Here is a 25,358-nt window from a genome sequence, read left to right as displayed (position 1 = left end):
CGCATGCGCCGCTCCGTAAAGTTAGGTAAAGTAAGGAAAGCGTCAATGACGCGACAAGAAGGTCAGGTGCGCCGGGAAGTCTGGTCGGCAACGTGCTCAGTCATGCCCGCCGAACCGACCGGAGGTCGCCCCCGTGGCCACACCCACCCCCACCAAGTCCACGTTCCTGCGGCGCCTCTCGCTGCCCGAGCGCACGTACCTGGCCGAGGCCCTGCGCGCCGAGACCGTAGGCGGCGTCCTGCTTCTCGTGGCCGCGATCGCCGCCCTCATCTGGGCGAACACCCTGGGCGCCAGTTATGAGTCGGTGCGCGGCTTCCACGTGGGAATCGGCTCCCTGGGGCTCGATCTGTCGATCCAGCACTGGGCGGCCGACGGGCTGCTCGCGGTCTTCTTCTTTGTCGCCGGCATCGAGCTCAAACGTGAACTCGTCGCCGGAGAACTGCGCGACCCCAAGGCCGCGGCACTGCCCGTGATCGCGGCCCTGTGCGGCATGGCCGTCCCCGCACTCGTCTACGCGCTGGTCAACGTTTTCGGCAGCGGATCCCTTGACGGCTGGGCCGTACCGACCGCTACGGACATCGCGTTCGCTCTGGCCGTGCTCGCGGTCATCGGCACCTCGCTGCCGTCCGCCCTGCGCGCCTTCCTGCTGACCCTGGCCGTGGTCGACGACCTCTTCGCCATCCTGATCATCGCGGTCTTCTTCACCAGCGACCTCGACTTCGTCGCCCTCGGCGGCGCCGCCGTCGGGCTCGTGGTCTTCTGGCTGCTGCTCAGGAAGGGCGTACGGGGCTGGTACATCTACATCCCCCTCGCGCTCGTCAACTGGGGGCTGATGTACAACAGCGGCGTCCACGCCACCATCGCGGGCGTCGCCATGGGCCTGATGCTCCGCTGCCACCGCACCGAGGGCGAGGACCACTCCCCCGGCGAACACATCGAGCACCTGGTGCGGCCCATCTCGGCCGGCCTCGCGGTACCCCTGTTCGCCCTGTTCTCGGCCGGCGTGGGCATCAGCGGCAGCACCCTGGCCGATGTCTTCACCCGGCCCGAGACGCTGGGCGTGGTCCTCGGCCTGGTCGTCGGCAAGGCCATCGGCATCTTCGGCGGCACCTGGCTCGCCGCCCGCTTCACCCGGGCCGAACTCAACGACGACCTCGCCTGGCCCGACGTCTTCGCCGTCGCCTCGCTCGCCGGCATCGGCTTCACCGTCTCGCTGCTCATCGGCGAACTCGCCTTCGACGGGCAGGACCGGCTGACGGACGAGGTCAAGGCGGCCGTGCTCGTCGGCTCCCTGACCGCCGCGGTCCTGGCCTCCGTCCTGCTCAAGATGCGGGTGCGCAAGTACAAGGCGCTCGTGGAGGACGAGGAGCGCGACGACGACCAGGACGGCATCCCCGACATGTACGAACTCGACAAGCCGGAGTACCACCTGCGCATGGCCGTGATCTACGAGAACAAGGCCGCCGAGCACCGCAGGCTGGCGCAACTGGCGGGGGCGGGGCGCGACGACGGCGACAGTCCGGCATGATCTGACAACGGACCTGTTGGACTTGTTCGACCCCGTCGGTATCCGAGAAGAGATGAGGGAGTCAGCGATGAGCGACCCCAGCCACAACGCCGGCAGCGCCGAGCGCAGCCTCGGCCAGCTGGTTGCCTCCGCGACCGCCGAGATGTCCGCCCTGGTGCACGACGAGATCGCGCTGGCCAAGGCCGAGCTGCGGCAGGACGTCAAGCGCGGGGCGATCGGTGGCATCGCCATCAGTACGGCGGGTGTGCTCGCGCTGTTCTCACTGCCGGTGCTGAGCTTCGCCGCCGCGTACGGCATCCACAACCTGGGGCTCGGGCTCGCCTGGTCGTTCCTCATCGTCGGTGGCGCGTTCCTGCTGCTCGCGGCGCTGCTCGGGGTGCTCGCCATCACCAAGTTCAAGAAGGTCAAGCCGCCGGAGAAGTCGATCGCGTCGGCCAAGGCGACGGCCGCGACCTTGCAGGGCGTCAAGCCCCACCCGCGTCCGGCCACCGTAGAGGTCACGGTCACCGACACCGGCGCCACTGTGGCACGCTCGTCTGCATGACCGCACCCGAGCCCGGTACCGGAAGCCCTGGCGGCACCGGAAGCCCCGTCCGTATCGATGGTCCCTGGACCCATAGGGACGTCGCGGCCAATGGTGCGCGCTTCCATATCGCCGAACTCGGCGACGGGCCACTGGTATTGCTGCTCCATGGCTTTCCGCAGTTCTGGTGGACCTGGCGCCATCAGCTGACCGCGCTGGCCGACGCAGGCTTCCGCGCTGTCGCGATGGACCTGCGGGGCGTGGGCGGCAGCGACCGCACCCCGCGCGGCTACGACCCGGCCAACCTCGCGCTGGACATCACCGGCGTCGTACGGTCCCTGGGCGAGCCCGACGCGGCGCTCGTCGGACACGACCTGGGCGGCTACCTGGCGTGGACGGCGGCCGTGATGCGCCCCAAGGTGGTGCGCCGGCTCGTCGTGTCGTCGATGCCCCACCCGCGCCGCTGGCGCTCGGCGATGCTCGGCGACCTCAAGCAGACCTCCGCCGGGTCCTACGTCTGGGGCTTCCAGCGGCCGTGGCTGCCGGAGCGTCAGCTGGCCGCGGACGACGGGGCGTTGGTCGGCCGGCTGGTCCGTGACTGGTCGGGCCCCCGCCAGCCCGAGGACGAGGCCGTGGAGACCTATCGGCGTGCCATGTGCATCCCGTCCACGGCACACTGCTCCATCGAGCCGTACCGGTGGATGGTGCGGTCGATGGCGCGGCCCGACGGCATCCAGTTCAACCGCAGGATGAAGCGGCCGGTCCAGGTTCCGACGCTCCATCTGCACGGCTCGCTCGACCCGGTGATGCGGACCCGCAGCGCGGCCGGCTCCGGCCAGTACGTCGAAGCCCCTTACCGCTGGCGGCTGTTCGACGGTCTGGGGCACTTCCCGCACGAGGAGGACCCCACCGCCTTCTCGGCCGAACTGGTCAACTGGCTGCGGGATCCGGAGCCCGATCGCTGAGTTTCGGTGACCTGGGGGGAACTACTGTCCTACGAACGGCCAAATGCCCGGCGCATAGGCCAATTGGCCCCCTCCGAAGCGGTTACCGACCATGGGCCCCGGGCAAACGTCGGGGTATGGGCTGGACGCACGACTACGGTGACGCAGCACGCAACCGCCGAACGGCCGCAGGGCCGGTCTCGTACGAGAGGGGCGGCCCGCAGGGGCAGGGGCTGCAACACCCCTCCCCGGATTCCCAGGAGGTGGGTATTCCGCGCATCCTGCGGCGCCGGGCCCGCTGGGTCTCGGCCCGGCTGCGGCATACGCGTACCTAGTCGGCCCTGAGGTAGCCGAGGCCCGGGTGGGCGCCCCGGTAGCCGTCCAGAAGCCTTCGGGCGACATGGACGGAGTCGACGAGCGGATGCAGGGCGAAAGCCTTCACCGCCGCTCGCGCCGACCCGCTCCCGGCCGCCTCCAGGACACACCGCTCGACCGCCTTCACCGTGCTGACCAGGCCTGCCTCATGGCCCGTCAACTGCGAGACGGGCAGCGGGCGAGGGCCTGCCGCGTCGACGCGGCAGGGAATCTCGATGACGGCCTTCTCGTCGAGCGCACGCAGGGACGTTCCGTTGCGCACGTTCAGGACGAGCGTCGCCGGCTCGTCCCGCGCGATCGCCCTCATCAGGGCGAGCGCCACGTTCTCGTACCCGCCGGACTCCATGTCGTCGGCGTGGCGCTCGCCGCCGCCCGAGGCCTTGCGGTTCGCCGACATGTACGTGGCCTCGCGCTCGGCCCGGGTGCGGTCCCAGGCCGCCCACACCGAGGCCTCCGGCACGGAGTCCGTCGAGGCGTAGAAGCCGGCCTGCTGATCCCTGAGGAAGGCGCCGCGGGTCTGCTCGGCCCGCTGATAGGCGGCCACCGCCTCGCGGTTGAAGTAGTAGTAGTGCAGATACTCGTTCGGCACGGAACCCAGCGTGCGCAGCCAGTCGGCGCCGAACAGCTTGCCCTCCTCGAAGCAGGTCAGCAGCGTGTCGTCCGCGAACAGGCGCGGCAGCACGTTCTCCTCGCCCACGTACATGCCGTGCAGCCAGCCCAGGTGGTTGAGGCCCGCGTAGTCCAGGCGCACCGTGGCCGGGTCGAGGCCGATCGTGCGGGCGACTCGCCGTGCCAGGCCCACCGGCGAGTCGCAGATGCCCACCACGCGGTCGCCCAGGTGCTCGGCCATCGCCTCGGTGACCAGGCCCGCCGGATTGGTGAAGTTGATGACCCAGGCGTCCGGGGCGAGCACCTTCACCCGGCGGGCGATCTCGACGGCCACCGGCACGGTGCGCAGCCCATAGGCGATGCCACCCGCCCCGACCGTCTCCTGCCCCAGGACTCCCTCGTCGAGCGCGATCCGTTCGTCGGCGGCCCGACCCTCCAGGCCGCCCACGCGGATGGCCGAGAACACGAAATCCGCGCCGCGCAACGCCTCGTCGAGGTCGGTGGTGGTGCGCACCCGGGGCGCGTCGTCGATCCCGTACGCCCGCTCGGCAAGGACCCGGCCGATGGCGTGCAGCCGGGCCGCGTCCACGTCGTACAGGACCACCTCGGTGACCCGCCCGGGCGCGCGGTCGCCCAGCAGGGCGCCGTAGACGAGCGGGACGCGGAAGCCGCCGCCGCCGAGGATCGTCAGTCGCATCGGAGCCTTCTCGTCGAGGAAGTCGGTCGGTCAGGGGGTCATAGGGCGCACTGCTGGCTGTCGACCTGCTGAACGGCCGTACGGCCCTGCTGAATGTCGGCCTGGATCTCGTCGGCGGTCAGCGCGTAGCCCGTGTCCGGGTCGTCCAGCGACTTCGCGAAGACCACTCCGTACACCTTGCCCTCAGGAGTCAGCAGCGGGCCGCCCGAATTGCCGGGACGGACCGTCGTGTACAGCGAATAGACGTCACGGCGGACCGTGCCGCGGTGGTAGATGTCGGGGCCCTTGGCGCTGATCCGGCCGCGGATGCGGGCCGCGCGGACGTCATAGGGGTGGTCCTCCGGGAAGCCCGCGACGATCGCGCCGTTGCCGGTGCGGGCGTCGGTAGAGCTGAACTGGAGCGGGGGCGCCTTCAGGTCCGGCACGTCCAGGACCGCGATGTCGCGCCGCCAGTCGTAGAGCACGACCTTCGCGTCGTACGTACGCCCCTGACCGCCTATCTGGATGGTCGGCTCGTCCACTCCGCCCACCACATGGGCGTTGGTCATCACGCGGCGGTCGGCGAAGACGAATCCGGTGCCTTCCAGACGCTTTCCACAACTGGGGGCCATGCCGACGACCTTGACGATGGACTTCTTGGCGGCGACCGCGACCGGACTGCCGGCGAGCTTGGGATCGGGCGCCTGGACCTCGTTGATCGACTCGTTCGAGAACGGCGAGAAGACCTGCGGGAACCCGTTCTGCGCGAGGACCGAGGAGAAGTCGCTGAACCACGTCGACGCCTGTTGGGGCATCACGTCCGAGACCCCGAGCAGGATCTTGGAGTTGCGGACCTGCTTCCCCAGCGTCGGCAGGGCGGTCCCGGCGAGCAGCAGACCGATCAGCCACGCGACGAGCAGCATGGCGACGACGTTCACCAGGGCGCCACCCGTGGCGTCCAGGGCCCGGGCGGGCGACCACGTGATGTGCCGGCGCAGCTTGTTGCCCAGGTGGGTGGTGAAAGCCTGGCCCACGGAGGCGCAGACGATCACGACGACGACCGCGACGATGGCCGCTGTCGTCGAGACCTGGGACTCGTTGGTCACCTGGTCCCAGATCAGCGGGAGCAGGTACACGGCGATGAGGCCACCACCGAGGAACCCGATCACCGACAGGATGCCGACGACGAAGCCCTGGCGGTAGCCGACGATCGCGAACCATACGGCGGCGACCAGCAACAGGATGTCCAGCACGTTCACGGGCCCCAGCCTGTCACGCGTGCCAGTCGAGCGGCACCCGCTTGGCCCGGTCCCACGGCCGCTCCCACCCGGCGTAGTGCACGATCCGGTCGATCACACCTGCCGTGAACCCCCAGACCAGCGCCGATTCGACCAGGAATGCCGGGCCTGCGTGGCCCCGCGGGTGCACGGCGGTGGCGCGATTCGCGGGATCCGTGAGATCCGCCACGGGCACGGTGAAGACGCGCGCCGTCTCGCCGCTATCGACCGCCCGCACCGGCGTGGGCTCGCGCCACCAGCCGAGCACGGGCGTCACGACGAAGCCGCTCACCGGGATGTAGAGCCGGGGCAGCACGCCGAAGATCTGGACGCCTGCCGGGTCGAGCCCGGTCTCCTCCTCCGCCTCGCGCAGCGCGGCCCGCAGCGGCCCCGTGGTGGCCGGATCGCCGTCCTCCGGATCGAGGGCACCCCCCGGAAAGGAGGGCTGTCCGCCGTGCGACCGCAGCTGGCTCGCCCGCTCCATGAGGAGCAGCTCGGGGCCGCGCGGGCCCTCGCCGAAGAGGACGAGCACGGCGGACTGCCGCCCGTCGCCGCTCTCCGGCGGCAGGAACCGGCTCATCTGCTCGGGCGCGACGGACTCGGCCGCCCGGGCGACCGGCACCAGCCACTCGGGCAGCCCGTCACTACTGACGACAAGCCCACGCCCGCCGGGTCCCGCAGCGCCCCCGACATCGAAGGCCCGGCTGTGTTCGGCGTGTCCTGACGAGGGGGGCGGGGAGGGCGAGGGCTCAGCCAGGTGCGGAGCGGGTTCCGGGGGTGAGGACTGGGTGGGTGAGGGCGGGGTGGGGTCTGGCTCGGCGGTCTGGGCGTCGGTTCTGGTGGTCTCCCCGGCCCGCTCCGAGGGCAGGGCGTGGCCGGGGCCGCCGACACGGTCGCTCAGCGCGCCGGTACGGCCGAGGCCCGCCTCCACACGGCCCGGCCGGCCCGACCGGCCCGCGCTGCCCTGATCGGCCTCCACACGGCCGGAGCGGCCGTCTGCGGCGCCTCGATCGGCTCCCGTACGGCCGACGGCCTGACCGCCCGTGCGGCCAAGACCGTCGACACCGCTGAGGTCACCGTCGTACGTCTCGCTCGTGTGCGTCATCTGCACCCCCGTCGTTCATCGTCCACAACGCCTGTGACGGTCGCTTTCGTTCCGGTCGGCGCCGGCGTCCGTCTTCCGGGTGACGTCAGCCGGCTCCCAGCGGCGGTGCGGGCAGCCCGGGGTAGTCCGGTGGCGGGCTCAGCCGCTGGCCGGGCAGCCCGCCCTTCTCGTACTTGAGGAGCTTGCGCGCCTTCTCGGGGTCGGTCTCGCCCTCGCCGTAGGACGGGCAGAGCGGCGCGATCGGACAGGCGCCGCAGGCGGGCTTGCGGGCGTGGCAGATGCGGCGGCCATGGAAGACGACGCGGTGCGAGAGCATCGTCCACTCGCTCTTGGGGAAGATCGCGCACACTTCCGCCTCGACCTTCTCGGGGTCTTCCTGCTCGGTCCACTTGAACCGTCGCACAAGCCGCCCGAAGTGGGTGTCGACCGTGATGCCCGGGACGCCAAACGCGTTGCCCAACACGACATTTGCCGTCTTGCGCCCCACGCCCGGCAGCTTGACGAGATCCTCCAGACGACCCGGCACCTCACCGCCGAACTCGTCCCGGAGCGCGGTGGCAAGGCCCATGATCGACTTGGTCTTGGCCCGGAAGAACCCGGTGGGCCGGATGATCTCCTCCACGTCCTCGGGGTTCGCCGCGGCGAGGTCCTCGGGGGTCGGGTACGCGGCGAACAGGCCCGGCGTCGTCTGGTTGACCCGGAGGTCGGTGGTCTGCGCGGAGAGCACCGTCGCGACGAGCAACTCGAACGGGTTGCGGAAGTCCAGCTCGGGATGGGCGTACGGATACACATCGGCGAGTTCGCGATTGATCCGGCGGGCCCGGCGGACCATCGCGAGATGCGACTCGGGCTTGCCCCCGACGGGCTGCCCGGCGGGCGCGCCCCCGCCTTCCGTCTCGGCGCCCCCCACCCCCTTCGCCTTCGCCCCCGCCTTGGTGGCGGCGGACTTCACGGTCCCGGCTTTCTTGGCGGCGGGCTTCACTGCGACGGCCTTCCTGGTCGCGGGCTTCACTGCGACAACTTCCTTGTTCGCGGGTTCCACCACGTCAGCCGTCCTAACGCCTGCCCCCGGCTTCTTCCGGGCGGCCTTCTTGACACCGACGTTCTGAGGGGCGGCCTTCTTGGCGCCGGCAGCCCGAGGGGCGGCGTTCTGAGGGGCGTCCGTCTTGGCGTCGGCAGTCGGAGGCCCGGCCTTCTCAGAGGCAGCCGCCTTCTTGGCGCCGGCAGTCCGAGGGTCGGCCTTCTGAGGGGCAGCCTTCTTCGCGCCGGCCTTCCTGGGGGCGGGCCCAGCGGTGGCGGCCTCAGCGGTCCGATCGACCGCCTTGCCGGCCCGCGCCGACGACGCGGCTGCGCCGGCCCGGGGAACCCTCTTCGCGGGCTCTTTCGGCTTGGACGCGGGCTGTTCGCCCACAGCGGAATCGTTCTCTGCGGACACTCTCCCAGCCCCCCTGGCCTGCGCTCTCACCGGCGAATTGGACACTCGGCCAGCCTAGAGCCCGACACCGACATCCGCCCCGGCCACCGCGAATCACGGCCCCAATCGGCCCCCTGACTCACGGTCCGGCACTCCAGTACGTCATCCTGTGATTGATCGCACTGTTTATACCGTCCGGCAAAATGGGGAGCTGGATCCCCTGAAACCGGTCACAAGGAGAGATTCGTGGACGACGTTCTGCGGCGCGCCCCGCTCTTCGCGGCGCTCGATGACGAGCAGGCCGCGGAGCTGCGCGCCTCGATGAGTGAAGTGACGCTCGCCCGTGGCGACGCGCTGTTCCACGAGGGCGACCCGGGTGACCGCCTGTACGTGGTCACCGAGGGCAAGGTGAAGCTGCACCGGACCTCGCCCGACGGCCGCGAGAACATGCTGGCGGTCCTCGGCCCCGGTGAGCTCATCGGCGAGCTTTCCCTCTTCGACCCGGGCCCGCGCACCGCCACCGCGACCGCGCTGACCGAGGTCAAGCTGCTCGGCCTCGGCCACGGCGACCTTCAGCCCTGGCTGAACGCCCGCCCCGAGGTGGCGACCGCTCTGCTGCGCGCCGTCGCCCGCCGCCTGCGCAAGACCAACGACCAGATGTCCGACCTGGTCTTCTCCGACGTGCCGGGCCGTGTCGCCCGCGCGCTCCTCGACCTGTCGCGCCGGTTCGGTGTGCAGTCCGAGGAGGGCATCCACGTCGTGCACGACCTGACCCAGGAAGAGCTGGCCCAGCTGGTCGGCGCCTCCCGCGAGACGGTGAACAAGGCGCTCGCCGACTTCGCCCAGCGCGGCTGGCTGCGCCTGGAGGCCCGCGCGGTCATCCTGCTGGACGTGGAGCGCCTGGCGAAGCGCTCGCGCTGATCCACCACGCGAGGGGCCGGTCTCTTTCGGGACCGGCCCCTTTCGCATGGGCCGAACCGTGAACGGCCCCGGGCGACGGCGGACTCGCGACCCCCATGCCCCCACAGGACCACCGGCGCCCCCGCCCCGCCACCGCGCTCGACCGCCGGGCCCAACCACCGCCCCCACCAGGCAGAACCGTCCGGGGAGTTGAGAATTTCGAATCCGCCGGATTCACCGGGAACTCGGTCACGGGCCGGGACGTTCTCACGATGTACACCAGAGATCTCGGCCCCTCACCACCAGATCTCGGACCGCGGGCCCGCCGCCGAATCTGGCACGGTCCATGGCGCCAAGGCGCCGCGCCTGTACGAGAGTTGAGAGCCGCCCCGCCCAACTCTCCTCTACAGAGCGCCCTTTCACACCGCGAGTGACCCTGCTCGGAGCCGACCCCGAACCCGAACCCGGACCCCCGCCGGACCCGAACCCGGACCCGCGGGCGGCCCCGGCGGTGTCATTCCAACAAGGCCGTCAAAGCCGGCAAAGCCATCAGAGCCATCAGAGCCATCAGAGCCGTCAGATAAGCCCGTGCTCGCGCAGGTACTCGAGCTGAGCGTGCACGGAAAGTTCCGCAGCCGGCCACAGCGACCGGTCGACGTCCCAGTAGACCCGGGCCACCACGTCGGCCGCCGTGCGGTCGCCGTTCTCCACCGCCGTCTCCACCTGCGCCAGGCGGTGGGCTCGGTGGGCGAGATAGAACTCGACGGCACCCTGCGCGTCGTCGAGGACCGGGCCGTGACCCGGCAGCACCGTGTGCACACCATCGTCAACAGTCAGCGAACGCAGCCTGCGAAGGGAGTCGAGATAGTCGCCCAGGCGGCCGTCGGGATGAGCCACGACGGTCGTGCCGCGCCCGAGGACCGTGTCCCCCGTCAGCACCGCGCGGTCGGCGGGCAGGTGGAAGCAGAGTGAGTCCGCCGTGTGGCCCGGGGTGGGCACCACCCTCATCTCCAGGCCACCGGTGGTGATGACCTCACCGGCCGCGAGGCCCTCGTCACCCAGGCGCAGGGCCGGGTCGAGGGCGCGCACCGGGGTACGGGTCAGCTCGGCGAAGCGGGCCGCGCCCTCGGCGTGGTCGGGGTGCCCATGGGTGAGCAGGGTGAGGGCCACCCGCTTGCCGGCCTTCTCCGCCGCGGCGATGACACGGCTGAGGTGTCCGTCGTCGAGCGGGCCGGGGTCGATGACGACGGCCAGGTCGGAGTCGGGCTCGGAGACGATCCAGGTGTTGGTGCCGTCCAGGGTCATCGCGGAGGGGTTGGGCGCGAGGACGTTGATCGCGCGCTCGGTGGCAGGGCCCGAAAGGACCCCGCCGCGCGGCTGCCCGGGAAGGGCGGCGGCGTCGGTCATACGGCAGCTCCAGGAGTGGCCGGGTCGGTCGTGGTCACCGGAGTGGGCCTCATCGGGGTCCGCCCGCCGGGATGTGCTTGGTGAACTCGTCGTGGCCGGGCCAGCTCAGGACGAGTTCACCCGCGTCGGTCAGGCGGGCCCGGGCGAGGACGGGAGTCAGATCGCGTTCGTCCGCGGCCACGAGGGCCTCAGCGGCAGTGGCGTACGGAAGGAGGTCGCGCAGGGTGGAGATGGTCGGCGGCATCATCAGGAGGTCGCCCTTGTCGTAGCCGGCGGCGGCTTCGGCGGGGCGGATCCAGACGGTGCGGTCGGCCTCGGTCGACGCGTTCCGGGTGACCTGGCCCTCGGGCAGCGCGGCGACGAAGAACCAGGTGTCGTACCGCCTGGGCTCGAATTCGGGGGTGATCCAGCGGGCCCAGGCGCCGAGCAGATCGGAGCGGAGCACCAGACCTCGGCGGTCCAGGAATTCGGCGAAGCTGAGGTCGCGGGTCACCAGGGCCTGGCGGTCGGCCTCCCAGTCGTCGCCGGTGGTGTCGCCGACGACGGTGGTGGCGTCAGGGCCGGCGAGGAGGACGCCCGCCTCCTCGTAGGTCTCACGGACCGCGGCACAGACGATGGCCTGGGCGGAGGCCGCGTCCGTGCCGAGGCGCTCGGCCCAGACGTCACGGGAGGGGCCGGCCCAGCCGAGTCGGGCGTCCTCGGCGTCGCGGGGGTCCACGCCACCGCCCGGGTACGCGTACGCGCCGCCGGCGAAGGCCATGGAGGTGCGTCTGCGCAGCATGTGCACGGCGGGGCCGGTGTCCGCACCGGCCGCCCCGTCGCGCAGCAGCATCACGGTCGCGGCCCGTCGCGGCTCGACCGCGATGAGCTCGCCTGCGGCGAGGGCGCGGATGCGGTCCGGCCACTCCGGCGGATACCACTGACCATTGGGCATGGGCGGATGCTACGGGGTGGCGTGTGGATGTTCGAGGGGGTGCATGGGGTTGGTCATCCCTTCGACACACCCGGCCCGCCCGAGCCGCCGCCCAGCGCCCGGCCGAGCCGGGCGACGGGCGGTCGGCGGACAGCAGAACCGACGACAGCAGGACCGACGAAGGGCCGCCCCCTGGGGGACGGCCCTCGACGAAAGGAGTGAAGACCTCAGTCCGCGACGAGTTCCACCTGGATCTCGACCTCGACCGGAGCGTCCAGGGGCAGTACCGCGACGCCGACGGCGCTGCGGGCGTGGACGCCCTTGTCGCCGAGTACGGCGCCGAGGAGTTCGCTGGCGCCGTTGATGACACCGGGCTGGCCGGTGAAGTCGGCGGCGGAGGCCACGAAGCCGACGACCTTCACGACGCGCGCGATGCGGTCCAGGTCGCCCACGACGGACTTGACCGCGGCAAGCGCGTTGAGGGCACAGGTGGCGGCCAGTTCCTTGGCCTCCTCCGGGGTGACCTCGCCGCCGACCTTGCCGGTGACGGGCAGCTTGCCCTCCACCATGGGGAGCTGGCCGGCGGTGTACACGTACACCCCGGACCGCACGGCGGGCTGGTAGGCGGCGAGCGGCGGGACGACCGACGGCAGCGTCAGGCCGAGCTCGGCCAGCTTGGCCTCGACGGCGCTCATGCCTGCTTCTCCCGCTTCAGGTAGGCCACGAGCTGCTCGGGGTTGTTCGGCCCGGGGACGACCTGGACCAGCTCCCAGCCGTCCTCGCCCCAGGTGTCCAGAATCTGCTTGGTCGCGTGCACGAGAAGGGGCACGGTCGCGTATTCCCACTTGGTCATGGGCCCGACTGTAGCCGCTGGCCGCCGCCCCCTCGCGCGAGCGCCTTACGCGGGCCACATGCGTAGGCCGCGGACGGACTGGTTAGGCTCGAAGGTGTGAGCAGGCTCCAGGTCGTCAGTGGCAAGGGCGGTACCGGCAAGACCACGGTCGCCGCAGCACTCGCGCTCGCCCTCGCGACGGAGGGCAGGCGCACGCTCCTCGTCGAGGTCGAGGGCAGACAGGGCATCGCGCAGCTCTTCGAGACGGAGGCCTTTCCGTACGAGGAGCGCAAGATCGCGGTCGCGCCCGGCGGCGGGGAGGTGTACGCGCTGGCCATCGACGCCGAGCGGGCGCTCCTGGACTACCTCCAGATGTTCTACAAGCTGGGCGGCGCGGGCCGGGCGCTGAAGAAGCTCGGGGCGATCGACTTCGCGACCACCATCGCGCCGGGGGTCCGCGACGTCCTGCTGACCGGCAAGGCGTGCGAGGCGGTGCGCCGGAAGAACAAACAGGGGGCGTACGCGTACGACTACGTCGTGATGGACGCGCCGCCGACCGGCCGCATCACCCGCTTCCTGAACGTCAACGACGAGGTGGCGGGTCTCGCGAAGATCGGTCCGATACACAACCAGGCGCAGGCCGTCATGCGCGTCCTCAAGTCCCCTGAGACGGCAGTGCACTTGGTGACGCTCCTGGAGGAGATGCCCGTCCAGGAGACCGTCGACGGCATCGCCGAGCTGCGGGGCGCCGAGCTGCCGACGGGCAAGGTCATCGTGAACATGGTCCGGCCGCACGTCCTGGACGGGGCGGCCGTGCGCGGGGTGACGGGCGACCGGCGCAGGGAGGTCGCCAAGGCGCTGACCCGCGCCGGGGTGACCGGCTCGGCCAAGCTGGTGACACCGCTCCTGGCGCAGGCCGCCGAGCACGCCGAGCGGGTGGAGCTCGAGCGCGAACAGCGGGCGGTGCTGGGCACGTTGGGGATACCGACGTACGAACTGCCGCTGGTCGGCGAGGGGATGGACCTGGCCGGGCTGTACCGCCTGGCCACGGAACTGCGGAAGCTCGGGGTGGGTGAGTGACTTTGGACGCGGCCGAGGCGCTGGCGATCGATCCGCTGCTGGATGATCCGGGCACCCGCATCATCGTGTGCTGCGGCTCGGGCGGGGTGGGTAAGACAACTACCGCCGCCGCACTGGGAGTTCGGGCCGCCGAACGGGGCCGGAAGGTCGTGGTGCTGACCATCGACCCGGCTCGCAGGCTCGCCCAGTCCATGGGCATCGACTCGCTGGACAACACCCCGCGCCGGGTCAAGGACGTCGAGGGCGACGGCGAACTGCACGCCATGATGCTCGACATGAAGCGGACCTTCGACGAGATCGTCGAGGCGCACGCGGATCCGGACCGGGCCAAGGCGATCCTGACCAACCCGTTCTACCAGTCCCTGTCGGCCGGCTTCGCGGGCACGCAGGAGTACATGGCGATGGAGAAGCTGGGACAGCTCCGGGCCAGGGACGAGTGGGACCTGATCGTGGTCGACACCCCGCCGTCGCGCTCCGCGCTCGACTTCCTGGACGCGCCGAAGCGGCTCGGGTCGTTCCTCGACGGCAAGTTCATCAAGCTGCTCATGGCGCCCGCGAAGATGGGCGGCCGGGCCGGGATGAAGTTCCTCAACGTCGGCATGTCGATGATGACGGGCACGCTCGGCAAGCTGCTCGGCGGGCCTTTCCTGCACGACGTACAGACCTTCGTGGCGGCCATGGACACGATGTTCGGGGGGTTCCGGACCAGGGCCGACGCCACGTACCGGCTGCTTCAGGCGCCGGGCACCGCGTTCCTCGTCGTCGCCTCGCCCGAGCGGGACGCGCTGCGCGAGGCGGCGTACTTCGTGGAGCGCCTGGCCGCCGACGACATGCCGCTGGCCGGGCTCGTACTGAACCGTGTGCACGGCAGCGCGGCCTCCCGGCTCTCGGCCGAGCGGGCCCTCGCCGCGGCGGAGAATCTCACGGAAGGCCTTTCGGAGGACCCCGCTGACGTTCTCGCGGAAGACTTCACCCAGGGCCTTGCCGAAGAACCCGCGGAAAATCTTGACGACCGTCGCATTGTGGATCAGGAGGCCGGGAAGGCTGGAGGGCGTGGCGCCAGCGTTTCCTCTCCCGACGCTGCCCCCGACACCGCCACGACGCCCGGCGAGGTTCCCCACCCCGCTTCCGATGCAACTGGTTGTGCCACTTCCGGCGCCCCTTCCGGCGCCGATGACATTTCCGGGACCGTTTCCGGTGCCGACGCGTCACCCGACCATTGCGTCGACCATTCCCTGGACCAGGACGACCAGTCGATGGCCCGGAATTCGGCCAGGCGGGATTCGGCCACTCACACGGCCACGGACGGAAAGCCGGAGGCCCGGGATTCGCAGGCCCAGGATTCGCAGGCCCGGGATTCCGTCGAGGATTCCGGCGTCGAGGTTTCCGATCAGCATGAGCAGGCTGACCAGGACGACAAGAACGACGAGGACGACCAGGATTCCGTCGAGCGGCTGACCGCGGGATTGCTGCGGTTGCATGCCGAGCGGATGCAGGTGCTCGCGCGTGAACAGCGGACGCGCGACCGTTTCTCCGCGCTCCACCCCGAGGTCAAGGTCGCCGAAGTGGCCGCCCTGCCGGGCGATGTGCACGACCTCGCGGGGCTGCGGACCATCGGGGAGCGGCTCGCGGCCGGTGGTTCCCCGGCCGGAGCTGTCTGACCCTCTGACTCTGTCAGCCTGGCTCTGTCAGCCCGCCGCCGCGTACGCCTCGTCTCCGAAGGAATGCCGGTAGTCGTACGCCGCTTCCTCCTCCGCGCACACGGGCAGGATCCCCGTGCTGCGCTCGTACTCGGTGCGCGCGGTCTCCAGAAGGCGGTGCCAGGAGGTGACGGTGGGGCGCCTGCGCAAAAGGGCGCGTCGCTCCCGTTCCGTCATTCCGCCCCACACGCCGAACTCGACGCGATTGTCGAGCGCATCGGCCAGGCACTCGGTCCGCACCGGGCAACCGGTGCATACCGCCTTGGCCCTGTTCTGCGCTGCACCTTGTACAAACAGTTCGTCCGGATCGGTAGTGCGGCAGGCTGCCTGCGCACTCCAGTCGGTTACCCAGCCCATGCCGGCGCCGTCCTCTCCCGAATCGAGGCTCCCCCACGGCGGCAGCGGCATATTCACCGCTGCCAGTTGAGGACGTTACGGAAGGTGGGCACAGCGCAACACCCCCGTCGGGCCCAATCTTGAATGGCCCGAACGGACTATGCGTACGCGGCAGATCACCCAACGGAGTGAGGCGAGGACATGCGCGACCAATCCGAAATAACAGGACGTATCAGCTGAGTCACAACGGACGCCCGATGACGCATGAGGCGCAATCGGACACCAACCGGGTTGATTTCCACCGGATTCGGGGACGGCGGAACCGGATTCGAGGACGGCGGGACACTTCCACGCACGGCCCAGGACTTGATGCGCAACCGCACTGCTGTGACAGTTGAGAGCAGCTTAGGCCAGAGCCTTAAGCCGTGTCCGGCGATTGAGAACGTAGGCTGCCCCCATGGCAAAGAAGCGATCGGGCGGAGGCCTGACCGGGACCCAGCAGGCGGCCAAGTTCCTCGGCGTGAGTGTGTTGGCGGGTGCCGTGCTCGCGGGAATCGCCCTTCCCGCCGCCGGCGCGCTGGGGCTCGCGGCCAAGGGCACGGTCGAGGGGTTCGACGAGATCCCGGCCAATCTGAAGACCCCGCCGCTGAGCCAGCGCACCACGATCCTGGACAACAAGGGCGGCACGATCGCCCAGGTGTACTCGCGCGACCGCACCGTGGTGCCGCTCGCCGACATCTCCCCGTACATGCAGAAGGCGATCGTCGCGATCGAGGACGGGCGCTTCTACGAGCACGGCGCGATCGACCTCAAGGGCGTCCTGCGCGCGATGAACAAGAACGCGACCAGCGGCGGTGTCGCCCAGGGCGCGTCCACGCTCACCCAGCAGTACGTGAAGAACGTCTTCGTCGAGGAGGCCGGTGACGACCCCGACAAGGTCGCCGAGGCCACCCAGCAGACGATCGGCCGCAAGGTCAAGGAGCTGAAGTACGCGATCCAGGTCGAGGAGGAGCTCGGCAAGAAGAAGATCCTGGAGAACTACCTCAACATCACGTTCTTCGGGCAGCAGGCGTACGGCATCGAGGCCGCCGCCAAGCGCTACTTCTCCAAGCCGGCCAAGGACCTCACCCTGGACGAGTCGGCGATGCTCGCCGGCATCGTGCAGTCGCCCAGCCGGTACGACCCCGTCAACGACGCGCAGGAGGCCAAGAAGCGCCGCAACACGGTGCTTCAGCGGATGGCCGACGTGAAGGACATCTCGCAGGCGGAGGCCGACAAGGCCAAGGAAGTGCCCATCAAGCTGAGCGTGAGCAAGCCGAAGAACGGCTGCATCACCGCCGTCGACGGCGCGGGCTTCTTCTGCGACTACGTACGCGAGGTCTTCCTGTCCGACCCGGTCTTCGGCAAGACGAAGGAAGAGCGGGCCAAGCTCTGGAACCAGGGCGGGCTCACCGTCCAGACGACGCTCGACCCGCAGAGCCAGAAGGCGACCCAGGCGTCGATCAAGGAGCACGTCTACCAGAAGGACTCGGTGGCGACCGCCGTCACCCTGGTCCAGCCGGGCAGCGGAAAGATCCTGGCGATGGGTCAGTCCAAGCCGTACGGCTTCGGGGACAACGAGACGCAGATCAACTTCTCGGTCAACCGCCAGATGGGTGGCTCCAACTTCGGCTTCCCGGTGGGTTCGACGTTCAAGCCGTTCCTGGCCGCGGCCGCGATCGAGGGCGGCAAGCCGCCGACCCAGCAGTACCCCTCGCCGTACGAGATGGACTATCCCGCCTCCGTCCAGACGTGCAGCGGCAAGCCGTGGGTGAACGACCCGAAGAACCCGGCGCACCTGGAGAACGAGAACGAGAGCGAGAGCGGGCCGTACGCGCTCAGGGACGCGATGGCCAAGTCCGTCAACACGTACTTCGTGCAGATGCTCGGCGACATCGGCATGTGCCCCGTGTCGCAGATGACGGACAGGCTGAACGTCCGTCAGGGCAACGGCGACAAGCTCCCCATGCTGCCCTCGGCACTGACCCTCGGCTCGACCGGCATCTCGCCCCTGACGATGGCCTCGGCGTACGCGGCCTTCGCCAACCGGGGCACGTACTGCAGCCCGATCGCCATCGAGTCCATCAAGAAGCCGGACGGCTCCTCGGTCCCGGTGCCCAAGACCTCCTGCTCGCAGGCGATGTCGCAGACCACCGCGGACAGCATCAACACCCTGCTGCGGGGCGTGATCGACTCCGGTACGGGTGCGGAGGCCGGGCTCAAGGACCGCGACAACGCGGGCAAGACCGGTACGACCGACGCCCGTAAGAACGCCTGGTTCGTCGGCTACACCTCGAACCTGTCGGCCGCGGTCTGGGTCGGCAGCCCCTCCCAGCGCGTCGAGATGAACAACATCACCATCGGCGGCCAGTTCCAGGAGCAGGTGTACGGCGGTCAGGTCCCGGGCCCCATCTGGCGCGACGCGATGACCGGCGCGCTCCAGGGGCAGGACTCGCCGCCCTTCGTCCGCGTCGACATCCCCGACGGCGGCCAGAAGACCACCGACCCGGTGCCGGGCACGGCGGGCAACAACAACGACAAGAGCAAGAACAAGGGCAAGCACAAGCCGAAGCCGGGGGGCGGCGACAACAAGCCCCCGAACCGCGGCGGCCAGCCCCCCTTCCCGGGCATCTCCTTCCCGCCGGGCGTCATCGGCGGGGACGGGGGCGGCTGGCCGCAGTAACTCTCGCGTGCGGCTGCGGTAGCCCTCGCGCGGGGGTGCGGGTGGCCGCGGTAGCCCTTGCGCAGGGGTGCGGGTGGCCGCGGTAGCCCTCGCGTACGCATACGAAGGGGCGCCCCGGGATTCACATCCTGGGGCGCCCCTTTTCGTACGCGTACGCGTACGCATACGCGTAGGCCTACGCGTACGCGCATGCGGTGCGGTCGGTACGGCACACCACGGCGATCGCGGTGCTGGGAATCCAGCCCGCCCGGAAGCCTCCAGAAGCCACCGGGAGCCGCCGGGAGCCGCCGAAAGCTCACGACAGCAGCGCGTCACTTCCGCGGCGTCGCGGCCACGGGTGCCGTACCCGGGACGGGGCTCAGCCCGCCAGCAGCTTCTTCACCGCCGCGGCGACCCGGCCGCCGTCGGCGAGCCCCGCCACCTTCGGGTTCACGATCTTCATGACGGCGCCCATCGCGCGCGGGCCCTCGGCGCCGGCGGCCCTGGCCTCCTCGACGGCGGAGGCGACGATCGCCGCGAGCTCGTCGTCGGAGAGCTGCTTGGGCAGGTACGCGTCGAGGATCTCGCCCTCGGCCAGCTCGCGCGCGGCGGACTCGGCGCGGCCTCCCTTGTCGAAGGCCTCGGCCGCCTCGCGGCGCTTCTTGGCCTCCTTGGCGATCACCTTGAGGACCTCGTCGTCGGAGAGCTCACGCGCGGCCGTGCCGGCGACCTCTTCCTTGGCGACGGCGGTGAGGGTCAGCCGGAGCGTGGACGAGCGCAGCTCGTCGCGCGCCTTCATGGCGGTTGTGAGGTCGTCCTTGAGTCGGGCCTTGAGCGTGGTCATGTCCCCAGTGTGTCAGGTACGGGCGTGGACCCGCCCGCCGATTTCCGCCGCCGCGACCTCCTCCCCGCCGGCTCCGTCAAGCCCTGCCGGGCGGCTTCAGGGGGCGTCAGGTGTCGCGGCCGGGTCTGCGACCATGGGCGTATGCGCGCGCGATACGGAATTCCCTTGGGCATCACGGCTGTCGGGGCCGCAGGCCTCGCCTACGCGGCCGGGTTCGAGGCCAGATCGTTCCGGCTGCGCCGGGTGACGGTGCCCGTGCTGCCGCCCGGGACGCGCCCGTTGCGCGTACTTCAGGTCTCGGACATCCACATGGTGAGCGGCCAGCGCAAGAAGCGGGCGTGGCTTCAGTCGCTCGCGGGTCTGCGCCCCGACTTCGTGGTGAACACCGGCGACAACCTCTCCGACCCGGAGGGCGTCCCCGAGACGCTCGACGCGCTGGGCCCCCTGATGGAGTTCCCCGGTGTGTACGTCTTCGGCTCGAACGACTACTACGGCCCGAAGCTGCGCAACCCCGCCCGGTACCTCTTCGAGAAGGCGCAGGGCCGGCACGGCCTCAACGGCAACGCGCCGGCCCAGGGCGTCGTACACAACCCGTGGGAAGACCTGAGGGACGCGTTCGACACGGCGGGATGGGTGAACCTGAGCAACACGCGGGGCCGCCTGAAGCTGGACGGGATGGAGCTGGCCTTCACCGGCCTGGACGACCCGCACATCAAGCGCGACCGGTACGAGCGGGTCGCCGGCGGCCCCGAGCAGGACGCCGACCTGTCGATCGCGGTGGTCCACGCGCCGTACCTGCGCACGCTGGAGGCCTTCACCGCGGACGGCTACCCGCTGATCCTGGCCGGCCACACCCACGGCGGCCAGCTGTGCATCCCCTTCTACGGCGCCCTGGTCACCAACTGCGACCTGGACACCGACCGCGTCAAGGGCCTGTCCACCCACTCCACCGAGGGCAAGCGGGCCTACCTGCACGTCTCGGCGGGCTGCGGCACCAACCGCTACACCCCGGTCCGCTTCGCCTGCCCCCCGGAGGCGACGCTGCTGACCTTGGTGGAGCGCCACCCGTAAGAGGGGGGAGGGGGTACGAGGCGATGCGGGGCGGGGCGGGGTGGGGCGTATGTGGCACGAACACCCACCCCCTACGGTGAACATATGCGGTACGACCACATTTCCCCCCGAGCGCCCGGCAAGGCCGACGTGCCCGCCTCCGTCGTCCTACCGACCCCCCGCCGCCCATACGCGGCCGCCTTCCGCGCGCTGATCTGCCTGGCAGCGGTGACGGGCATCGTGATCGACCTGGTCACGGGCAGCCCACCGCGCGTCCTGAGCTACTTCACGATCCAGTCCAATGTGCTGGTAGCCGTCGCCTTCGGATGGTCGGCGGTACGCGCCTGGAGGGGCGGCCCCGCACTGCCGGCCCGCGTCACGGGCGGCGTACTCCTCTACATCTCGATCACCGGCCTGGTCTACCACCTGATCCTGGCCAACAGTTCCAGCGGGTTCTCGATGACGGACGACCCGACGGTGGTCATGACGGACTGGCGGGCCGCGTCGAACCAGCTCCTGCACACCGTGACCCCGCTCGGCGCGGTACTGGACTGGCTCCTGCTGACCCGCCCGGGCGGCCTGCGCATGCGCCACGCCGCCCAGTGGCTGGTGTATCCCCTGGCCTACTTCGCCTTCGCCCTCATCCGAGGCGCCCTGCTCGCCCCCGGCACGGTGGGCCGCTACCCGTACCCCTTCCTCGACGTCGACCAGCACGGCTACCCGGGCGTCCTGACCAACGCCGTGGTCCTGGGCCTCGCCTTCTACGCCCTGGCCCTGACGATCACCGGCCTGGACCACGTCCGCCCCTACCCGAAGCCCCCGAAAACCGGATTTCGTCTCCGGCCGCCAGTGGGCTAAAGTAAACGACGTCGCCGCGACAAGCGGAGACAATCGGGGTGTAGCGCAGCTTGGCAGCGCGCTTCGTTCGGGACGAAGAGGTCGTGGGTTCAAATCCCGCCACCCCGACTTCGTAAGACCAGGTCAGGGGCCTGATCCACCTAGTGGATCAGGCCCCTGAGTGGTTCATGAGGGCGATTTGGGAGCCGACTTCCACTCACGGCTCCCAAACGACTCACCCACCCTGTCGCATCGGCCGCCGAGGCGGCACCGACCTGGCTTCGTTGTTACGAGCCGACGCTGTGCAAGCGCTTCTGCCCGGCTAACGCATTCAACGAAACGTTCGAGCGTCAGCGCCTGTCGGCGCCGCGGAGGATGTCGACAAGATCAGCAGAGGCGGGAATCCGTCCTCGGAGGAAGATGACCGCCCCGAATGTGGCGACGACGCCGAGCAGTGGACCCAAGGCGTCAGAGGGGATCCCGAAGGAGACCGCCGCAGTCATAGCAGCGATGACCGCAGTGCCGAGGCCGAGGAACCGCAGATATTCCCCCTGAGTCGCCGACACCTCTGAGTCCAGGCGGTCTTCGTCGAGAAGCTGGCCGAGCCGACCCTCCGCATATCGCTCCGCGATGATCACGAGCATGACGGCCATTTCCCTCAATGCCTCGGCTGGTTCAGCGTCCTGCCGAGCCTCTGCGGCCCGTAGTGCGCCGACCACCTGCGCAGCATGCGCCTTGAGGACTCTGCGGTGATGGCTGCCAATGTCCATGAGGCCCAACGTGCTGGGCCAAAACGATTCCGACGCGGGGTAGCGCGTCTTGTGCGCCCGCCAGATGACTCGTTCGACAGACCGCATCGAGACCCGTGGGACTCCAGCTACGCCAGTCCCCCGCGACCACTGCTGATACGCGCGACTACACCGTGCGGCTGACATCAGCAGCACCACGACCGGCAGAAAGCCGCCCCGCTCTGCCCTCTGCCTTTCCCGTCGCTCGCGCTCCCGCTTCGCTCGCTCGCTTTCAGGGAACGAGAGGCTTACACCGCGCACGGCAAAGATCACTGTGACGACCAGGAACAGCGCCAGCGCGACCCGCAATCCGAAGGCGAGGCCGGGCGGACTCTCCCACGTATGCCCGAGCCCCGTCGCGGCAGACGTCACCTTGCCTGCTGTCCATCGCAGCGCGTCGACCATCCCGTTCAGGAGCGAACCGCCTGTAACCGCGATGGCCAACATCACCCATAGCGCCAACATCATCGGCACCTGAGTTAAGAAGCCCTGCCACCACAGCAACACACACTGAGGGACCAGTCCTGGCAGGCTGTCCGGAACATGCCCACTGACGACAGGAGCAACCAGCTCCCGGGTGTGTTCCATGAAGATCGTGGCTCGCTCCTGTGCGAAGGCGTCCCGTCGTCTGCGAACCCGCTCGATGGTCTGCTCACGCAAGGGGTGGCCATGCCCTCCGGCGCCACAAATCCCAAACAGAGGCGAGCAGTAGGGCACCCACGAGCACAGTTGCCCCCTTCAGCACAGTCGTCATGACGGCAGTCTTGCTGAGCCCACTGACATCACGCACTGCGGGATCGCCTGCGGGTCAATCAGTGAGCGTCGGGGCTGAGAAGAGACCCCGCCGCCGACCGCGTTAGCTCTACGGCTCACCACCCGTACGTGTGCGTAACTCAGCGGTCTAGGTATCGCTGCCCCGTGCCCCCATACATCCCCGTGCGCTCTTGACTCAGATGGTGAATCTGTGTGTTCCACTTTCCAACGAGACGTACTCCGCGGTATGGTTTTGTAATGTCTGAGCAGCAAGAATACCGATCGCCCGACCGTACGGCGGTGGAACTGTTCGCCGGCGGCGGCGGCCTGGCCATGGCCGTCGGGCGAGCGGGCTTCCGACCGCTCCTCGTCAGCGAGGTCGCCAAACGCGCCTGCGAGACGCTGGAGGCGAACGGCGCCAAGGAGCGGGGCGAGGAGGAGTGGATCCCCGAACCCGGTGGACCTGTGCCGCTCGTCTCAGGGGATGTCCGCGAGCTCGATATGCGCTACCTCTGCGGCAAGGTGGATGTGTTGGCCGGAGGGCCGCCGTGCCAGCCTTTCAGCCTCGGAGGCATCGCCAAGGGGGACGAGGACAAGCGGAACATGTTCCCGGAGATGTTCCGGGCCGTTCGCGAGATCCAACCCAAGGCCGTGATCTGCGAGAACGTCGTCGGACTTCGCAGGAAGTCCTTCGAGCCGTACTTCCAGTACATCCTCAACGAGCTGTCGTATCCCTACCTGAAACGCGACCCGGACACCACGTGGCAGGAACACGACGCCCTCTTGCGGACGTATGACGCCGCGTTGCGGGCCGGCCGTGCCTCCGACCCGTCCGGGGGCTATGAGCTTTACGACGTAGTGGCAACGACCGTGAACGCGGCGGACTACGGCGTACCGCAGGTGAGGAACCGGGTGATCATCGTTGCGTTCCGTCGAGACCTCGGCGTGGACGTCGAGGCGTTCAAGCGGAGCGTGAGGCCCACCCACTCGTATGCCGCTCTGGTCCGCTCAATGGTGAAGGGCGATTACTGGGCTCGGCACCAGGTCCCGGACTACGTTCATGATCGAGTCATGGCTGGGCTCCCGAAGCGGAATGACACGGAGGAAGCGTCACTGCTTCCCTGGCGGACGTTCCGCGATGCACTGGCCGGCCTGAACGGTGAGCCACCCCTACCGCCCGTCCCTTGGGGCCATCTCGACCGGCAGGAGCGCCACCTGGGCGGCGTGACCAACCACATCGGCTGGCCTGGCGCGCGTATCTACAAGGGGCACACCCCGAACGAGCTGGACCGTCCGGCGAAGACAGTGAAGGCGGGCGTCCACGGAGTCCCTGGCGGCGAGTCGGTGATGTTGACCGACGAACGCGAGCGTGACCCTTTCACTCCAGGGGATTGGAGGTACAAGCACCGGTACATGACCGTGCGAGAGACGGCCCGCGTCATGACGTTTCCGGACAACTGGGTGTTGGAGGGCCCCCGCGGAGAGCAGATGCGCCAGCTCGGGAACGCTGTTCCCGTTCTGTTGGGCGAGTTCTTCGCGAAGGCGGTGGCCAACGCCCTGGGCAAGGCGGGGAGCACGCGGTGACCACCGCGAAAGCGACTCCACGTCAGGGCCGTTGGAAGGACAAACAGCCCCCCGAGAAAGCGTGGAAAGGGCGGCCCGGTAGGACAAGGGCCCAAGCGTCGGCGGAGCAGGACAAAGCCGCAGGCGGACCTGATCGACGCTGGGTGGACTTGGGCGAGGGGCGCCGAGCCCGCGCCTCCGTCGAGCTGAAGGTACTGACCAAGACCCGCCGGATCCGGGCCTATTTGCGCTGGTCCGACAAGGGGACCACCCGTAGGCCCGTTTACCTCGGAGAGGTCGAACACGAGACTCGGCGCGAGAATCTCGCCGAGGCGTGGCGCCGGGCCATCGATCGCGGCCTTGTGCAGCGCCCCCAGGAGGAGGCGCCAGCGTCCTCATGGGCGGCGAGCCACTCGGTTCGCGCATCGATGCAGGGCAACCGGTCGCGCGACACGGCTCCGGAGAAGCTCCTGCGTAAGCACCTGCACGAGCGGGGCGTGCGATACCGCGTCTCCCACCGCCCTCTGCGCAGCCTGCGGAGAACCGCAGACGTGGCCTTCCCCGGTGTGAGGGTGGCCGTGTTCGTGGATGGATGCTTCTGGCACGGTTGCCCGGACCACTGTCGGTGGCCAGCGACGAACGAGGATTTCTGGCGGAACAAGATCGAGGGGAACCGCACACGGGACGCCGAGACGAACCGCGTGTTGGAGGAGTCGGGCTGGCTGCCTGTGCGGGTATGGGAGCACGAGGACCCATCGGTGGCCGCCGAAAAGATCATCGCGCTCGTTAGGGCAAGGCGCCGTACTGCGGCCCCTGGGCACGCTGGCTCACAACTTGCCATCCCCCAGAAGGTCGGCGATGGCGTCCTCGGCACGGCGCAGCACGATGCTACCGTCGCCCGCACTGTGGGCGAGCAGACGGCTGCCCCAACCAAGGCCGGCCTCTGCTAGTAGCCCCATGGGCAGCTCGACCCGACCGTTCTCGTCGATGATTACCTCGGCGGGCTCTCGGATCATGAGGGCCAGTCTGGCGCGTACTAAGGAAAGATCGTCGGCGATGCGCATCACTCCTGATGGCAGGCGGGATCCCGCTCATTCCGGACCGGTTGTCAGTGGGCGTCAGTAGAGTGAATGCATGCTGACGCGAGGTATCTCGGGGGGTGAGTCGCGGACGACGCGAGACTCACACCCCGCCGGTCCAAGG

Annotated in this window: 23 protein-coding genes, 1 tRNA gene and 1 pseudogene; 13 read left to right on the top strand and 12 right to left on the bottom strand. The window is 69.6% G+C overall.

The window, feature by feature from the left end; translation table 11 throughout:
• The first annotated feature begins 133 nt into the window (after nucleotides 1-133).
• From nhaA to N4G70_RS23120, 4 genes are all read left to right on the top strand, one after another.
• Entirely contained in the window at nucleotides 134-1,528 is a 1,395-nt protein-coding gene (gene nhaA / locus N4G70_RS23135) for a Na+/H+ antiporter NhaA (protein ID WP_261714603.1), read from the top strand.
• A gap of 67 nt (nucleotides 1,529-1,595) precedes the next feature.
• Nucleotides 1,596-2,072: a phage holin family protein gene (locus N4G70_RS23130; RefSeq protein WP_261714602.1), complete on the top strand. Its 477-nt coding sequence runs from the start codon at nucleotides 1,596-1,598 to the stop codon at nucleotides 2,070-2,072.
• Nucleotides 2,069-3,016, top strand: coding sequence for an alpha/beta fold hydrolase (locus N4G70_RS23125; RefSeq protein WP_261714601.1), 948 nt, complete (start codon nucleotides 2,069-2,071; stop codon nucleotides 3,014-3,016). The genes N4G70_RS23130 and N4G70_RS23125 overlap by 4 nt, the downstream gene beginning before the upstream one ends.
• 116 nt (nucleotides 3,017-3,132) lie before the next feature.
• On the top strand, nucleotides 3,133-3,330 hold the full coding sequence (locus N4G70_RS23120; protein WP_261714600.1) for a hypothetical protein: 198 nt from the start codon (nucleotides 3,133-3,135) through the stop codon (nucleotides 3,328-3,330).
• On the opposite strand, the gene N4G70_RS23115 is transcribed toward N4G70_RS23120, so the two are convergent.
• The 4 genes from N4G70_RS23115 to nth all read right to left on the bottom strand — a co-directional run bounded on the left by N4G70_RS23115 (nucleotide 3,327) and on the right by nth (nucleotide 7,947).
• Complete coding sequence (locus N4G70_RS23115; RefSeq protein ID WP_261714599.1) at nucleotides 3,327-4,676, bottom strand: 6-phospho-beta-glucosidase; 1,350 nt, start codon at nucleotides 4,674-4,676, stop codon at nucleotides 3,327-3,329. The genes N4G70_RS23120 and N4G70_RS23115 overlap by 4 nt on opposite strands.
• A gap of 38 nt (nucleotides 4,677-4,714) precedes the next feature.
• The gene (locus N4G70_RS23110) at nucleotides 4,715-5,914 is read right to left on the bottom strand and encodes a MarP family serine protease (RefSeq protein WP_261714598.1); all 1,200 of its coding nucleotides are present in this window, start codon (nucleotides 5,912-5,914) and stop codon (nucleotides 4,715-4,717) included.
• Nucleotides 5,915-5,927: 13 nt separating this feature from the next.
• Nucleotides 5,928-6,569 (bottom strand): CoA pyrophosphatase, encoded by a 642-nt coding sequence (locus N4G70_RS23105; RefSeq protein ID WP_261714672.1) that lies wholly within the window; start codon nucleotides 6,567-6,569, stop codon nucleotides 5,928-5,930.
• A gap of 553 nt (nucleotides 6,570-7,122) precedes the next feature.
• Nucleotides 7,123-7,947 carry an endonuclease III gene (nth, locus tag N4G70_RS23100; protein WP_315904283.1) on the bottom strand — a complete coding sequence of 275 codons (825 nt, stop codon included), beginning with the start codon at nucleotides 7,945-7,947 and terminating at the stop codon, nucleotides 7,123-7,125.
• 750 nt (nucleotides 7,948-8,697) lie between these two features.
• On the opposite strand from nth, the gene N4G70_RS23095 reads away from it, so the two are divergent.
• Nucleotides 8,698-9,372: a Crp/Fnr family transcriptional regulator gene (locus N4G70_RS23095; protein ID WP_017947815.1), complete on the top strand. Its 675-nt coding sequence runs from the start codon at nucleotides 8,698-8,700 to the stop codon at nucleotides 9,370-9,372.
• A gap of 555 nt (nucleotides 9,373-9,927) precedes the next feature.
• Here N4G70_RS23095 and N4G70_RS23090 read toward each other — a convergent pair.
• From N4G70_RS23090 to N4G70_RS23075, 4 genes are all read right to left on the bottom strand, one after another.
• Entirely contained in the window at nucleotides 9,928-10,758 is an 831-nt protein-coding gene (locus N4G70_RS23090; RefSeq protein WP_261714597.1) for an MBL fold metallo-hydrolase, read from the bottom strand.
• A 49-nt stretch (nucleotides 10,759-10,807) separates the two neighbouring features.
• A complete protein-coding gene (locus N4G70_RS23085; RefSeq protein WP_261714596.1) occupies nucleotides 10,808-11,692 on the bottom strand; it encodes an NUDIX hydrolase in 885 nt (294 codons plus the stop codon).
• A gap of 206 nt (nucleotides 11,693-11,898) precedes the next feature.
• Complete coding sequence (locus N4G70_RS23080; protein ID WP_261714595.1) at nucleotides 11,899-12,366, bottom strand: RidA family protein; 468 nt, start codon at nucleotides 12,364-12,366, stop codon at nucleotides 11,899-11,901.
• A complete protein-coding gene (locus tag N4G70_RS23075) occupies nucleotides 12,363-12,524 on the bottom strand; it encodes a DUF4177 domain-containing protein (RefSeq protein ID WP_003975360.1) in 162 nt (53 codons plus the stop codon). Before N4G70_RS23075 ends, N4G70_RS23080 begins: the two co-directional genes overlap by 4 nt.
• A gap of 96 nt (nucleotides 12,525-12,620) precedes the next feature.
• Between N4G70_RS23075 and N4G70_RS23070 the strand changes: the two genes are divergently transcribed.
• The gene (locus N4G70_RS23070; protein ID WP_261714594.1) at nucleotides 12,621-13,583 is read left to right on the top strand and encodes an ArsA-related P-loop ATPase; all 963 of its coding nucleotides are present in this window, start codon (nucleotides 12,621-12,623) and stop codon (nucleotides 13,581-13,583) included.
• The gene (locus N4G70_RS23065) at nucleotides 13,580-15,244 is read left to right on the top strand and encodes an ArsA family ATPase (protein ID WP_261714593.1); all 1,665 of its coding nucleotides are present in this window, start codon (nucleotides 13,580-13,582) and stop codon (nucleotides 15,242-15,244) included. The genes N4G70_RS23070 and N4G70_RS23065 overlap by 4 nt, the downstream gene beginning before the upstream one ends.
• Before the next feature lie 27 nt (nucleotides 15,245-15,271).
• Here the strand turns inward: N4G70_RS23065 and N4G70_RS23060 are convergent, their stop codons facing one another.
• Complete coding sequence (locus N4G70_RS23060; RefSeq protein WP_174248591.1) at nucleotides 15,272-15,640, bottom strand: WhiB family transcriptional regulator; 369 nt, start codon at nucleotides 15,638-15,640, stop codon at nucleotides 15,272-15,274.
• A gap of 436 nt (nucleotides 15,641-16,076) precedes the next feature.
• Between N4G70_RS23060 and N4G70_RS23055 the strand changes: the two genes are divergently transcribed.
• Nucleotides 16,077-18,341 carry a transglycosylase domain-containing protein gene (locus tag N4G70_RS23055; protein ID WP_261714592.1) on the top strand — a complete coding sequence of 755 codons (2,265 nt, stop codon included), beginning with the start codon at nucleotides 16,077-16,079 and terminating at the stop codon, nucleotides 18,339-18,341.
• A 358-nt stretch (nucleotides 18,342-18,699) separates the two neighbouring features.
• Here the strand turns inward: N4G70_RS23055 and N4G70_RS23050 are convergent, their stop codons facing one another.
• On the bottom strand, nucleotides 18,700-19,164 hold the full coding sequence (locus tag N4G70_RS23050) for a GatB/YqeY domain-containing protein (RefSeq protein WP_261714591.1): 465 nt from the start codon (nucleotides 19,162-19,164) through the stop codon (nucleotides 18,700-18,702).
• 141 nt (nucleotides 19,165-19,305) lie between these two features.
• On the opposite strand from N4G70_RS23050, the gene N4G70_RS23045 reads away from it, so the two are divergent.
• The 3 genes from N4G70_RS23045 to N4G70_RS23035 all read left to right on the top strand — a co-directional run bounded on the left by N4G70_RS23045 (nucleotide 19,306) and on the right by N4G70_RS23035 (nucleotide 21,180).
• A complete protein-coding gene (locus N4G70_RS23045; RefSeq protein ID WP_261714590.1) occupies nucleotides 19,306-20,235 on the top strand; it encodes a metallophosphoesterase in 930 nt (309 codons plus the stop codon).
• An 84-nt stretch (nucleotides 20,236-20,319) separates the two neighbouring features.
• Nucleotides 20,320-21,072 (top strand): Pr6Pr family membrane protein, encoded by a 753-nt coding sequence (locus tag N4G70_RS23040; protein ID WP_261714589.1) that lies wholly within the window; start codon nucleotides 20,320-20,322, stop codon nucleotides 21,070-21,072.
• 34 nt (nucleotides 21,073-21,106) lie between these two features.
• A tRNA-Pro gene (locus tag N4G70_RS23035) sits at nucleotides 21,107-21,180 on the top strand.
• A 221-nt stretch (nucleotides 21,181-21,401) separates the two neighbouring features.
• Here the strand turns inward: N4G70_RS23035 and N4G70_RS23030 are convergent.
• Nucleotides 21,402-22,499: a hypothetical protein gene (locus tag N4G70_RS23030; protein WP_261714588.1), complete on the bottom strand. Its 1,098-nt coding sequence runs from the start codon at nucleotides 22,497-22,499 to the stop codon at nucleotides 21,402-21,404.
• A 351-nt stretch (nucleotides 22,500-22,850) separates the two neighbouring features.
• Between N4G70_RS23030 and N4G70_RS23025 the strand changes: the two genes are divergently transcribed.
• Both N4G70_RS23025 and N4G70_RS23020 read left to right on the top strand, forming a co-directional pair.
• The gene (locus tag N4G70_RS23025; RefSeq protein WP_261714587.1) at nucleotides 22,851-24,176 is read left to right on the top strand and encodes a DNA cytosine methyltransferase; all 1,326 of its coding nucleotides are present in this window, start codon (nucleotides 22,851-22,853) and stop codon (nucleotides 24,174-24,176) included.
• 407 nt (nucleotides 24,177-24,583) lie between these two features.
• Nucleotides 24,584-24,892 (top strand): annotated as a pseudogene (locus N4G70_RS23020) (very short patch repair endonuclease); the annotation flags it as partial.
• A 90-nt stretch (nucleotides 24,893-24,982) separates the two neighbouring features.
• Here the strand turns inward: N4G70_RS23020 and N4G70_RS23015 are convergent.
• Nucleotides 24,983-25,219 carry a hypothetical protein gene (locus N4G70_RS23015; RefSeq protein ID WP_261714586.1) on the bottom strand — a complete coding sequence of 79 codons (237 nt, stop codon included), beginning with the start codon at nucleotides 25,217-25,219 and terminating at the stop codon, nucleotides 24,983-24,985.
• Nucleotides 25,220-25,358 lie beyond the last annotated feature (139 nt).

It is taken from the genome of Streptomyces sp. ASQP_92 (assembly GCF_025399895.1).
Classification (GTDB): Bacteria; Actinomycetota; Actinomycetes; order Streptomycetales; family Streptomycetaceae; genus Streptomyces.
Note: the sequence above shows the minus strand (reverse complement) of the source record. Positions and strands in the feature narration are given on the sequence as shown.